This is a genomic window from Streptomyces africanus, from assembly GCF_002150735.1.
Lineage (GTDB): Bacteria > Actinomycetota > Actinomycetes > Streptomycetales > Streptomycetaceae > Streptomyces > Streptomyces africanus.
The window spans coordinates 1-12,175 of the sequence record NZ_MUKA01000066.1 but is presented as its reverse complement, the minus strand read 5'-3'; the positions used below and the strand labels follow the sequence as shown (position 1 = coordinate 12,175).

Annotated in this window: 10 protein-coding genes and 1 pseudogene; 5 read left to right on the top strand and 6 right to left on the bottom strand. The window is 69.8% G+C overall.

Annotated elements, in window-relative coordinates:
• Positions 1-380 (top strand): annotated as a pseudogene (locus CCL05_RS10115) (protein phosphatase 2C domain-containing protein); the annotation flags it as partial.
• Between the two features lie 66 nt (positions 381-446).
• Positions 447-2,189: a pyruvate dehydrogenase gene (locus tag CCL05_RS10110; RefSeq protein WP_086560178.1), complete on the top strand. Its 1,743-nt coding sequence runs from the start codon at positions 447-449 to the stop codon at positions 2,187-2,189.
• Positions 2,190-2,203: 14 nt separating this feature from the next.
• On the opposite strand, the gene argH is transcribed toward CCL05_RS10110, so the two are convergent.
• From argH to CCL05_RS10090, 4 genes are read right to left on the bottom strand one after another with little or no spacing between them, the layout of a single operon-like run.
• Complete coding sequence (gene argH, locus CCL05_RS10105; protein WP_086560177.1) at positions 2,204-3,691, bottom strand: argininosuccinate lyase; 1,488 nt, start codon at positions 3,689-3,691, stop codon at positions 2,204-2,206.
• Positions 3,688-4,530 carry a carbohydrate ABC transporter permease gene (locus CCL05_RS10100; protein WP_086560176.1) on the bottom strand — a complete coding sequence of 281 codons (843 nt, stop codon included), beginning with the start codon at positions 4,528-4,530 and terminating at the stop codon, positions 3,688-3,690. The genes argH and CCL05_RS10100 overlap by 4 nt, the downstream gene beginning before the upstream one ends.
• Positions 4,520-5,563, bottom strand: coding sequence for a carbohydrate ABC transporter permease (locus tag CCL05_RS10095; protein WP_086560175.1), 1,044 nt, complete (start codon positions 5,561-5,563; stop codon positions 4,520-4,522). The genes CCL05_RS10100 and CCL05_RS10095 overlap by 11 nt, the downstream gene beginning before the upstream one ends.
• Positions 5,564-5,594: 31 nt before the next feature.
• Complete coding sequence (locus tag CCL05_RS10090; RefSeq protein WP_158102442.1) at positions 5,595-6,914, bottom strand: ABC transporter substrate-binding protein; 1,320 nt, start codon at positions 6,912-6,914, stop codon at positions 5,595-5,597.
• A 176-nt stretch (positions 6,915-7,090) separates the two neighbouring features.
• Between CCL05_RS10090 and CCL05_RS10085 the strand changes: the two genes are divergently transcribed.
• Positions 7,091-8,140 carry a LacI family DNA-binding transcriptional regulator gene (locus CCL05_RS10085; RefSeq protein WP_244204230.1) on the top strand — a complete coding sequence of 350 codons (1,050 nt, stop codon included), beginning with the start codon at positions 7,091-7,093 and terminating at the stop codon, positions 8,138-8,140.
• A gap of 557 nt (positions 8,141-8,697) precedes the next feature.
• Positions 8,698-9,180: an ATP-binding protein gene (locus tag CCL05_RS10080; RefSeq protein WP_244204229.1), complete on the top strand. Its 483-nt coding sequence runs from the start codon at positions 8,698-8,700 to the stop codon at positions 9,178-9,180.
• Positions 9,181-9,243: 63 nt separating this feature from the next.
• On the opposite strand, the gene CCL05_RS10075 is transcribed toward CCL05_RS10080, so the two are convergent.
• Entirely contained in the window at positions 9,244-10,284 is a 1,041-nt protein-coding gene (locus tag CCL05_RS10075; protein ID WP_086560172.1) for a DUF2637 domain-containing protein, read from the bottom strand.
• A 314-nt stretch (positions 10,285-10,598) separates the two neighbouring features.
• Positions 10,599-11,450, bottom strand: a complete 852-nt coding sequence (locus CCL05_RS10070; RefSeq protein WP_086560171.1) for a (2Fe-2S)-binding protein — start codon at positions 11,448-11,450, stop codon at positions 10,599-10,601.
• Between the two features lie 160 nt (positions 11,451-11,610).
• Here CCL05_RS10070 and CCL05_RS10065 point away from each other — a divergent pair.
• Positions 11,611-12,175, top strand: a 565-nt coding sequence (locus tag CCL05_RS10065; RefSeq protein WP_086560170.1) for a GntR family transcriptional regulator, incomplete at its 3' end; no start/stop codon positions are given.

Here is a 12,175-nt window from a genome sequence, read left to right as displayed (position 1 = left end):
ACATCGAACCGCAGGTCGCCGAGATCAAGGGCGAACCCGTCGTGGGCTTCGGATCGCCGCCCTCCGAGACGCCCGACGGCGACCGGCTCACCATGGACCTCGGGATCCCGACCCCGCCCAGCCCCTACGAACCGGCCCCGGAACCACCCCGCGAACCCTTCCGCTTCCGTACCTCCGTCGCCCGCCCGGGTGACACGCTCCTCGTGTGCAGCGCCGGCCTCGCCGAGCCGCTGCGCGGCGAACCCGAACTGGGGGAGTACCTCGCCGAGCGGTGGTCCCGCCCCGAGCCGCCCGGCCTCGCCGCGTTCCTCGCGGATTCCCAAGTACGGGTCAAGGGGTACGCGGACGACCGTACGGCCGCGGCCGTGTGGGAGGCGTGAGGACGTCTCCTGTGACTTGATGGAACCCGGAGGGATCCCAGGAGACCGAAGGGGCAGACGAGAGACATGGCCAAACAGAACGTCGCGGAACAGTTCGTCGACATCCTGACCCGAGCCGGAGTCAAACGCCTCTACGGAGTCGTCGGCGACAGCCTCAACCCGGTCGTCGACGCCGTCCGCCGCAACTCCGCCATCGACTGGATCCACGTCCGGCACGAGGAGACCGCCGCCTTCGCCGCCGGGGCGGAAGCCCAGATCACCGGCAAGCTCGCCGCCTGCGCCGGCTCCTGCGGTCCCGGCAACCTCCATCTCATCAACGGTCTCTACGACGCCCACCGCTCCATGGCCCCGGTCCTCGCCCTCGCCTCGCACATCCCGTCCAGCGAGATCGGCCTCGGCTACTTCCAGGAGACCCACCCCGACCGGCTGTTCGCCGAGTGCAGCCACTACAGCGAGCTGATCTCCAGTCCGAAGCAGATGCCGCGGCTGCTCCAGACCGCCATCCAGAACGCCGTCGGCCGCTCCGGCGTCAGCGTCGTCTCCCTGCCCGGCGACATCGCCGCCGAGCCCGCCCCGGAGCAGGCCGCCGAGACCGCCCTCGTCACCGCCCGGCCGACCGTCCGGCCCGGCGACGCCGAGATCGACCGGCTCGTCGAGATGATCGACGACGCCGACAAGGTCACCCTGTTCTGCGGCAGCGGCACGGCCGGTGCGCACGCCGAGGTCATGGAGTTCGCCGGGAAGATCAAGTCCCCGGTGGGGCATGCGCTGCGCGGCAAGGAATGGATTCAGTACGACAACCCGTTCGACGTCGGGATGAGCGGGCTGCTCGGGTACGGCGCCGCCTACGAGGCCACCCACGAGTGCGACCTGCTGATCCTGCTCGGCACGGACTTCCCGTACAACGCGTTCCTCCCCGACGACGTGAAGATCGCCCAGGTCGACGTCCGGCCCGAACACCTCGGCCGCCGCTCGAAACTGGACCTCGCGGTGTGGGGCGACGTACGGGAGACGCTGCGCTGCCTCATCCCGCGGGTGCGGGAGAAGACCAACCGCCGCTTCCTCGAACGGATGCTGAAGAAGCACGCGGACGCGCTGGAGGGGGTGGTGAAGGCCTACACCCGCAAGGTCGACAAGCATGTGCCGATCCACCCCGAGTACGTGGCGTCCGTACTCGACGAAGTCGCCTCCGACGACGCCGTGTTCACCGTCGACACCGGCATGTGCAACGTCTGGGCCGCCCGCTACATCTCACCCAACGGCCGCCGCCGCGTCATCGGTTCCTTCTCCCACGGCTCGATGGCCAACGCGCTGCCCATGGCGATCGGCGCGCAGTTCACCGACCGGGGGCGCCAGGTCGTGTCGATGTCCGGCGACGGCGGGTTCTCCATGCTGATGGGCGACTTCCTGACGCTGGTGCAGTACGACCTCCCGGTCAAGGTCGTCCTCTTCAACAACTCCTCCCTCGGCATGGTCGAGTTGGAGATGCTGGTCGCCGGACTCCCGTCCTACGGCACCACCAACAAGAACCCCGACTTCGCCGCCGTCGCCCAGGCCTGCGGTGCCTACGGCGTACGCGTCGAGAAGCCCAAGGACCTCGCCGGTGCCCTGAAGGACGCCTTCAAGCACAAGGGTCCGGCCCTCGTCGACGTCGTCACCGACCCCAACGCCCTGTCCATCCCGCCGAAGATCAAGGCGGAGATGGTGACCGGGTTCGCCCTGTCCGCCTCCAAGATGGTGCTGGACGGCGGGGTCGGCCGCATGGTCCAGATGGCCCGCTCCAACCTGCGCAACGTGCCCCGGCTCTAGTCGCCGGTGATGCGTCACCTGCCGTATCCCTCGGTGAGTGCGGTGGCATCGCGCAGGAGCCGGACCCGGGCCTGTTCGACTTGCCTGGTGCGTGCCTCGACGGTGCGTCGGTGGCCGCGGAGGTCGTCGGCGGCCTGTGCGGCCAGTTCCCTGCGCCGAGTCGCCGAGGTGCCGCCCGCGCTGGTACGGCTCTCGACGAAGGCTCGCGGGTCGAGGATGCCGGCCAGTTCCTCGGCCGAGTAGTGCCGGAAGTGCTGGTCGACCAGGTCCGCCCGGACGACGCCGTCGGTCGCGCCCGCGCTCTCGTGGGCGGTGATGAGGCGTGCCACGGCCTCATGGGCGCCGCGGTAGCTCAGACCCTGGGTGCGCACCAGGTCGTCGGCCAGCGCACTGGAGGTCGACCAGTGGCGTCCGGCGGATTCACGCAGACGGTCGGTGTGGACCTCCAGGGTGGCCACCGCCTCGGTGAGGAGTGTGACTGCCCCCGCCGTGGCCTGGCAGTACGCGGGAATGCGGTTGTGCACATAGGCCTGGTCGGCGTCGGTGGAGGTGGCGAAGTGGAGGATCCCGAGTTGGCTGGCCCCCCAGCCGGCGGCGTCACCCGCGAGGCCTCGTATCCGCTCCAGCACAATGGGGTTCCGCTTCTGCGGCATCATGCTCGACGTGCCGCACAGCGAGGGGTGGAGGCGGACCATGCCGACTTCCGAGGACGACCAGTAGAACAGGTCCGACGCGCATCTGCTGATTCCCGACAGCGTCAGTCCCAGGGCACTGGCGAGTTCGGCCCCGACATCGACGGAGGACATCCCGGCGTCGCGTGCGTTGCGTACCGGCCGGTCGAAGCCGAGAGCGGCCGCGGTGGCATCGCGGTCGATCGGCCACGCGGTGCCGCTGTGCGCGGCTCCCCCCAGCGGGCACTCGTTGAGCCGCTCGTAGACCTGGCTCAGACGCGCGAGGTTGCGCGAGAGGGGCCAGTAGTGGGCGTTGAAGTAGTGGCCCAGCGTGGTGGGTTGGGCGTGCTGCAGATGGGTGTAGCCGGGTGCGAGAACGTCGTCGTGGCTCTCGGCCGCTTCCAGGAGGGCCTCGCCCAGACCGATGAGTGTGCTCATCACCGCAAGGGCGCCCTTCCGGTCCGCCATGCGCAGGCCGGTGGCGTTCTGGTCGATCCTGCTGCGGGCCCGCTGGATGTCGAGACCGCCCGGGCCGCACTTGTCTTCGAGGTACCGCTCGATCTGCAGGGTGATGGTGCCGATCGCCGGGTCGCCTGCCAGCGTCTCTCGCGGGTTGCCTTCGAGCAGTTCCAGCAGGGCCGTGACGATGGCCCGGCCCTGTGCCGGGTCGAAGACCTGCTCCCGGGTGAGCATGAGGGCGTGGGCGAGGTCGATGAGGACGAAGTGCTCCGCGTCGGCGAGTTCGTTGGCGAGCTCGACGGCGTTGACCTGCTCGACCAGGGTGGGCGAGGGCTGCGTGCCGAGCCGGCCGTCGGTGAGTACGGGCTTCACTTGACGGCTCCCGCGGTCATCCCGGAGGCGATGTGCCGCTGCAGCACGAGGAACGCGATCACGATGGGCGCCGACACGGCGAGCGATGCGGCCATCACCTGGTTCCAGTACACGTTCGCCTCACTCGCGTAGGCCTGGAGCCCCACCGCGACGGTGCGGGTCTGCTCCGTCGTCAGCACCGACGCGAAGAGGACTTCGCCCCAGGCCACCATGAAGGAGAAGATCGACACCGCGACGACCGCGGGCCGTGCGGCCGGGAGGAGGATGCTGTACAGCATCCGCACCGGTCCCACGCCGTCGACCTTGGCCGCGTCGTCCAGTTCACGGGGGATGGTCTCGAAGTAGCCCACGAGCATCCAGATGGAGAACGGCAGCGAGAAGGTGAGGTAGGTGATGATCAGACCGAGCCGGCTGCCGACCAGGGACAGGCCGGTGTAGCGGTCCACCATCACGAAGAGGAGGAAGAGGGGAAGCAGGAAGAGGATGCCCGGGAACATCTGGGTGGACAGGATGGTGACCTTGAACGCCTCGCGTCCGCGGAAGCGCCACCGGCTGATGGCGTAGGCGGCGAGTACGGCGACGGCGACGGACAGGACGGTGGCGAGCCCCGCGACGACGATGGAGTTGGCGAAGTACCGGGCCAGCGGGACCGTGGTCCACATGTCGACGAAGGGCGCCAGGGTCGGCTCGGTCGGGATCCACCGGAACTCGCCCTGCACCTGGTTCAGCGGTTTGACGGCCGTGCTCGCCATGACGAAGAGGGGGGCGCAGACGAACGCCGTCAGAAGCGTGAGGGTGGTGCGCCGGAAGATGCGGAAGCCGCGGGTTTCATGCCTCATGGAGGCTCGCCCTCCTTCGGGTCACGGCGAGGTAGATGCCGGTCACGAGCAGCAGGAAGAGCAGGAGCAGCACGCTCATCGCCGAGCCCAGACCGAAGTTCCACGTCACGAACGAGTTCTGGTAGATCTCGACGCTGAGGAGGCGGGCCTGCTCGGGTGTGCTGCCGCCGAACAGGACGTACGGCGTCTCGAACTCCTTGAACGTCCACAGGAACATCACGAGCAGCAGGACCTGGTTCACGGGGGCCAGCATGGGCAGCGTGATCTCCCGGAGCTGACGCCACGGACCGGCTCCGTCGAGGCTGGACGCCTCGTAGACCTCGTCGGGGACGGACTGCAGTCCCGCCATGATCATGAGGAAGGCGAAGGGCCACAGCCGCCAGATCGCCACGACGCACTGCGACCAGAACGAGTTGGACCCGATGAGGAAGAAGGCGTTGTCGTCCAGGACTCCGAGCTGGTCCACCAGGATGTGGTTCAGCATGCCGTTGTCGCGCTGGAGCAGGAAACGCCAGGTGATCACGGCGGCGAACGCCGGCAGGGCGTAGGGGATCAGGAACAGGGTGCGCAGCAGCCCGACGCCTCGGCGGGTGCGCTGGAGTGACACGGCTGCGGCCAGGCCCATGGACCAGGAGGCGGCGAGGACGACGACGGTGAAGCCGAGCGTGACGAGGAAGGAGTTCAGCAGCGAGGCGCCCACCGGCTGGTCGAAGTCCAGCACGGCCTTGTAGTTGTCCGCTCCGGCGAACGGGGCCTGCCACCAGTGTGCGAGCTGGTACTGCGTGAGCTTCATCGCGCTCATCGTCAGACCGGACACCATCGGACCGAAGTGGACCACGAGTTCCAGGACCAGGGCCGGCAGCAGGAACACGTACGGGGTCCAGCGGCGCCGGCGGGTCCTCAGGCCGGTGCTGTTCTTCGGGTTCTCGTCGTTCCTCACGTCCTTGCCGATGAGGGCTTTGTCGCCGTTCTTGCGGTGTCGCCGTCGGGTCTCGTCGCCCGCCCCGGCGCGAGCACCTGAGGAGATGGTCATGTCGTGTGCCGCCTTGCTGGGGGTTACCGGCTCATCCACCCGCGCTGACCTTCGCCGACGCGTCCTTGAGTGCGGAGCTGATCTGTTCGCCGCCGGGCTGCTTGCCGGTGGCCGTGTCCGAGAGCCAGTTGACGACCGCGTTTCCGATCAGCGTCTCGAACTGCGTTTCCTGCGGCACTCTGGGCAGGGGGATCGCCCGTGTCGCCATGGTCTGGCGGGCGATCTTCGCCTCTTCGGTTTCGAAGGCCTTCCCCTTGGCGTCCTTCACCGGGGGGATCGTTCCGTACGCGGCGTTGAGGGTGACCTGCTCCTGCGGACCGGTGAGGAACTTGATCAGCTCGGTCGCCCCGTCCAGGTTGTCGGTCGACTTGAGGATGGCCGCGTTCGTGCCGCCCAGGAAGGACCCGACGTTCTTGCTGCCCGGCCCCGTGGCGGCGGGCATCGGGGCGACCCCGTAGTCCTCGTCGGTGAGGTGGTAGTCCTTGAGCGTCTGTCCGAGCGTCTGCACCAGCATCATCCCGATGTGGTCCTCGGCGAAGGCCTCGTAGACGTCGGCCCAGTCGGCGTTCTCCGCGTCGGACGGGTTGACGATCTTGTCCTTGCCCATCCAGGAGAGGTACTGCTCGATGCCCTTGACGGCGGCCGGTGAGTCGAACGCCGGCTTGTCGCCGGCGAAGAACTCCGCGCCCCGGGCCGAGCCGAGGATGTAGGCGTAGTGCACGGCGATGGTGCCGGCCTGCCCGCGCACGCCCAGGCCCCACTGGTCGGTGCGGCCGTCACCGTCGGTGTCCTTGGTCAGTTTCCTGGCCGTGGTGACGAAGTCCTTCCAGGTGGCGGGCGGCTTCGTGATGCCGGCCCGCTCGAAGAGCTTCTTGTTGTAGTAGAGCTGGTAGACCTTGCTGTAGAGCGGGACGGACGTCGGCGTCGTCCCTTCGGCTCCGCCGGTCTGCAGTGACACCGGGGTGAACCGCTTCGCGCCGCCCAGCCTGGCCATCATGGCGTCGTCCCACTCGACGAGCGCGCCGGTGGCCTGCAGGGAGGGCGCCCAGCTGTTGCCCAGGTTGATCACGTCCGGGCCCTTGCCGCTCGTCGTCGCGGTCAGGATGCGGTTCAGCAGGTCCGTGAACGGGATGACCTCCAGGTTCACGCGTATGCCCGTGCGCTCGGTGAACTTGCGCAGCTCCGGCTTGAGGATCTCCTTGTCGCGTTCGACGCTCGGAGATTGCTGGGACGCCCAGTAGGTCAGCACCTTGGGGTTGGCGTTGGCGCCTCCGTTGTTCTGACAGCCCGCCACTGCGGCCACCACGGCGATCGCCACCGCCACCGCGCCAGCCCGAGACCACACACGCATATCCGGCTCCTTGCAAATGTCATCGTTAACATTCGTGGTGCCCAGGAGTATGCTCCTCGTCATCAGTCAATGTCAACGATTACAATCGCGCAGGACGGCAGTCATGGTGCGTCGCTGTGTGATGTAGTGGAGTTACTTTGAGTAGTGGCGATCGTCAGCGGGTCACGGTCACCGATGTGGCCCGTGCAGCCGGGGTGAGCACGGCCACGGTCACCCGCACGCTGCAGAATCCGGACGTGGTGAAGGCCGCGACACGGGAGCGGGTCATGGAGGCCGTGCGCCGGCTCGGCTACTCGCCCAACCCGATGGCCCGGAACCTGCGCCATGGCAGCCCCTCGGGCGTGGTCGGACTCGTCACGGCCGGGTTCACCAACATCTTCCAGGCCTGGGTCGCCGCGGGCGCCGAGGCGGAACTGCGCCGGAACGGGCTGCAGTTGCTCATCGGTTCGACGGACGACGACCCCGCGCGCGAGCCCGAACTGGCCCGCATCATGATCGACCGCAGGGTCAGCGCCCTGCTCATGATGCCGGACGGCGGTGAACGCGACTATCTGCGGCCCGAGTACACCTACGGCACCCCCGTCGTACTCGTCGGCCGCCCGGCGGGCGGCCTCGACGTCGACGTCGTGATGACCACGGACGACCAGGCGGTCGACGAAGCCACGGACCAGCTGCTGAGCCTCGGCCACCGCCGGATCGCAGCCCTGGCCGGCCGGGCCGACTCCTTCCGCGCCGCCCAACGACTCTCGGGCTACCGCGCCGCCCTCGCGCGCCACGCCGTCCCCGAACGTCAAGAGCTCGTCGTCACCGGCCTGACCAGGCCGCAGGAGATCAACGCGGCCATCACCGAGCTGATGCAGAGGCCCGAGCCCCCGACCGCTGTGCTCGCCCTCAACCTCGGCATCAGCAGCGGCGTCCTGCTGGACCGCATCGTCAACCGTCGCAACACCGCCTTCGTCGCGCTCGACGAGAACGACCTGTCCGCCGGGCTGGGCATCTCGGCGATCACCAGAGACCCGTTCGAACTGGGCCGGCAGGCGGCCGTCCTGGCCCTCGAACGCATCACCGATCCGACCGCACGTCCGCGCACGGTGACCCTGCCGAGCCTTCTCGTCCGACGGGGGTCCGGCGAACTGCCACCGCCGTCCGCCGCTGCCGGCGGCGTTCCGGGTGGCGGAGCCGGTGAGGTGTACCGGGCCGACGGGTGTGGTGTCGCCCGCGATTGAGCGTCCCGGTGGCGCCCGTCGTCCCGCTTCGCCGCAGCGTGGTCACGGATGCGGCAGTGTGGTCGTCGATGGCGCAGCGTGGTCGCCGATGCAGGGGTGTGACATGCCGTTCGCGGCGGAGGTCTGCGCTGAGGTGTCGCCCCGGAGGCCTCCGCTGAGGTCGCGCTTCGGCGGTGAGAAGTCGTGACCGCACAGGGGGTGGCGGGGCCGGGGCGACCGTCGTACTTCGGCCAACTTCAGCGATCCGCCGTGCAGGGCGGCCGGCCGCCCCGCGCCTTCGCCGGGTACGGAAGGATCGGCAGCCGGCCATCGGCAGTTCGTCCGATCCACGGCGGTCAGCATCCGCAGCCGGACGCCCACCGGCTACCCTCTTGCACCCCGGCCCCCCGCCGTCCTGCTGCTCAGGGCCCGTCCGCCCGGCCCGACCGTCCCGGCAAGATGGCCGAACACCCGGTCGTTGACGATTCGAGATGACTGCCGCGTGCCCGACGGGGCATGGATCCCCGTGAACGTGTTCGAGCAGGAGGGGAACCGACATCGGCGCGCGGGCGGGGGTCATGGAGAGGCAGGCACGAGGAGGCGGTCCCATAACGATCGGGGCCTTCTCGCCGAAGACGGTGGAGGACCAGGCCGAAGACGTCACGGAGCAGGTACCGGCGCCTCAGTTGAGGCGCAGACTCGGGCGGGCGGACCTACGGGCCGTGCCGGAAGCCCGCAGGGCCCTGCGGGAGTTGCTCGGGCAGTGGGGGAGGACCGCGCGAGCGGACGTGGCGGAACTGCTCACCAGCGAACTCGTCACCAACGCGATCGTCCACACCGACCACGACGCGGTCCTGACGGCCACCGTCGGACCCCGTGGACTGCGCGTGGAGGTGCGGGACTTCGTGGCCCGCAGGCCCCGGCTGCGCGTACCCGTCGCCGACGACGGTACGAACGGCAGAGGCCTGTTCCTGGTGCAGTCCCTCGCGGACGCCTGGGGAGTCAGGGCACACGGGGTGGGCAAGGCCGTCTGGTTCGAGCTGGAGGCCGAGGCGGCGTGAACGGAGAAGGGGCGCGGCCCGCAGGCCGTGCCCCCTTCCTGGTGTTGTCTCTGTGCGGCTGGGTCAGCCGAACTGCTGCTCCAGATCCTTGAGCTTGCGCTCCAGGGAGTCGAGACGCGGCAGCGCCTGCGTGTCGTCCTCCGCGGTGAGGTCGACGGTCACCGGGTCAGCCCCGTGGCGAACGGGCTGAAGGGAGGGACGCGAGCGGACGGGCAGTTGTTCCGGCGCGGATATGGCAGGCTCCGCGGAGACCTGCGAGGAGCCGCGCTCCACCTGCACCTCCAGCTGGCGTCCGCCGCCACGGCCGAAGTGGCCGCGGTGACCGCGGCTGATCGCCTTCAGCTGGGCACGCTCCACGCGCTGCTGGTCGCGCCGCCGCTGCCGGGTCTCTTCCTTCTTGCGCTTGTCGTCGCGCACCTCGTCGACGGCCTCGTCCAGGCTGCGCACACCTTCGAGGAGCATCAGCGACCAGGCGCGGTAGGTCTCCCGGGGGGCCCGCACCCAGCGCACCATACGGATCTGCGGCAGCGGGCGGGGCACCAGGCCCTGCTCCCGCAGAGCGGCCCGGCGGGTCTGCTTCAGGGCGCGGTCGAAGAGGACCGCCGCCGACAGGGACATGCCCGCGAAGAAGTGGGGGGCACCCGCGTGGCCGATGCCGCGGGGCGCGTGCACCCAGTTGAACCAGGCCGCGGCGAAGGCGAACGTCCAGACCAGTATCCGGGAGCCGAGCGCGGCGTCACCGTGGCTGGCCTCGCGCACCGCGAGGACGGAACAGAACATCGCCGCGCCGTCCAGGCCGAACGGGACGAGGTACTGCCAGCCGCCGGACAGTCCGAGGTTCTGCTCGCCGAAGCCGACCAGACCGTGGAAGGAGAGGAGCGCGGCGACGGCCGCACAGCAGAACAGGAGGAGGTAAGAGAGGGTGCCGTAGAGGGCTTCCTTGCGTCTGCGGCGTTCCTCGCTGCGCTCCCAGGAATCGTCCGCGCTCGTGTCCTTGACCGAGGAGCGCTTGCCGCGCGCGAGCACCGCCACCGCCGCCAGCATGCCCAAGAGAAGCACGGCGCCCGGAAGCAGCCAGTTCAGCGATATGTCGGTCAGTCTCATCTGGGTGGTCCCTTGCATTGGGATAGGGCGTAACGCCCGCCATAGTGGCCCAATCCCATCTGCCCTCAGGGGGTTTCGGGGCAAGAGGCCGCCAAGGAAGTGCGAGGGATTGCCCAGGGCGGCGTTCTGCTCGAACTGTCGCTTGAGGGGCAGGAGTTCAGTTCGAAGAAGAGTATCCGTGCGGGTGGTTCTCCGGAACGTTTCCGGGACCCGTGAGGATGGTGTGAATCGGCTACGCGCGTGTGGGTGACCGGTTCCGTGATGATCTTACCGGGGCGGCGGGGTCGCTCTGTCCGGGTCTGCCCGGGGCTGCCTCAACTGGCCGTGGCCAGCAGCTTGGTGACCCGGTCGGCGTCACAGGTGCGCGGGCAGGTGGCGCAGGTGTCCTCGGGGCGCAGGGTGTAGAACATGCAGCAGCTCGCGCGGTCCCGGGTGCGCAGCGGCTCGCCGCCGGGGCCGGCCAGTTCGCGGAAGGCCGCCGTGCCCACGTACGGCTTGGTCGCGCCCGGTAGGAGCAGCTCCAGCTCACGCATCGCGCGCCGCTCCTCGATCTCGCCGAGCAGCTGCGCGACGTACCAGAGGCCCTCGACGATCTCGTCCGTCGCCATACCCCACAGGGCCCGGCCGCGGCGCCGCATCCGGGGGCCGAAACCGGCCAGGACCGGCTCCAGGTGCTCCGCGACCGCCGACCGCACCTCGGCCCGCAGCGCCTCCTCGTCCGGGACGACCCGGGCACCGGGCAGCGCGGCGGCCTCGTCGCCGGGCAGGCAGGCGAAGCCGGCCGGGCGGACGGCCAGGTGGCCGACGGGGTGGGCGGGGGCGGTGCGGTCGTACGAGACGTGCGTCACCGGGTAGCGGGGGACGCGGCGGTGCAGGAACCAGGGGACGGTGATCAGGAGGCAGGCGGGCCAGGCGTATCGGTGCAGGCCGAAGCTGGCGATCACGTCGGGCCGTGCCTGTTGGCCGTAGTCCCGGTGGATCTGGGCGTCGTCCCAGGACAGGTAGGTGTCGAGGCCGGGGCCTGCCTCCGTGAGCGCGGCGGCGGTGGTCCAGTTGCCGCCCTGGGGGGTCGCGTCCCCGGCGGTCAGTTCGGTGATGGCCAGCCCCGGGAGGACCTCGGTCAGGCGGGCGTACGCGCCGGAGAGGGCCGAAGGGGGCTGGGGCATGTGATCACCGTCCGCGTGGGTCGTTTGAAGGTAAGCCTTACCTTACCGGAGATCGTCGGGATTTGAACTGGCGGCTCGTGCGCTTATGGTGCTTGACGGGCGAGTAACAACCCGCCGTAATGACCCCAAGTACCGATACGTCCGGAGGAGGAGCCGAGCCGTGAAGCAGGGCGCGCAGGGCTCCGCCGGGGCGGAGGTGCCGGGTGGGCAGGTCCGGGTGCCGCGGCAGCCTGGTGTGGCGGATGCCGGTGTGGCGGATGCGGGTGTGGCGGATGCCGGTGTGCGGGGTGAGCACACCCATGGTGAGCCGGTGTTGCCGGTCGTTCCGCGGGGGCGGGCGGTCGTTCAGCGGTCCTCGGTGCGCGGGCAGATCGTCGACGCGCTGCGGGCCGCGCTGGTGGCCGGGGAGCTGAGGCCCGGGGAGGTGTACTCGGCGCCGGTGCTGGGCGAGCGGTTCGGGGTCTCGGCGACGCCGGTGCGGGAGGCCATGCAGCAGCTGGCGCTGGAGGGTGCCGTCGAGGTCGTGCCGAACCGCGGGTTCCGGGTGGTCGAGCGGGGGGCGCGGGAGCTGGCGGAGCTGGCCGAGGTGCGGGCGCTGATCGAGGTGCCGGTGATGCTGCGGCTGGCGCGGACGGTGCCGGCGGAGCGCTGGGCCGAGCTGCGTCCCCTCGCCGAGGCGACGGTCCGCGCGGCGTCCTCCGGCTGCCGCGCGACCTACGCGGAGT

Coding starts and splice junctions, on each gene's coding strand:
- CCL05_RS10110 (WP_086560178.1), top strand. CDS start 447: ATGGCCAAACAGAACGTCGCGGAACAGTTCGTCGACATCCTGACCCGA.
- CCL05_RS10100 (WP_086560176.1), bottom strand. CDS start 4,530: ATGAGGCATGAAACCCGCGGCTTCCGCATCTTCCGGCGCACCACCCTC.
- CCL05_RS10095 (WP_086560175.1), bottom strand. CDS start 5,563: ATGACCATCTCCTCAGGTGCTCGCGCCGGGGCGGGCGACGAGACCCGA.
- CCL05_RS10090 (WP_158102442.1), bottom strand. CDS start 6,914: ATGCGTGTGTGGTCTCGGGCTGGCGCGGTGGCGGTGGCGATCGCCGTG.
- CCL05_RS10080 (WP_244204229.1), top strand. CDS start 8,698: ATGGAGAGGCAGGCACGAGGAGGCGGTCCCATAACGATCGGGGCCTTC.
- CCL05_RS10075 (WP_086560172.1), bottom strand. CDS start 10,284: ATGAGACTGACCGACATATCGCTGAACTGGCTGCTTCCGGGCGCCGTG.
- CCL05_RS10070 (WP_086560171.1), bottom strand. CDS start 11,450: ATGCCCCAGCCCCCTTCGGCCCTCTCCGGCGCGTACGCCCGCCTGACC.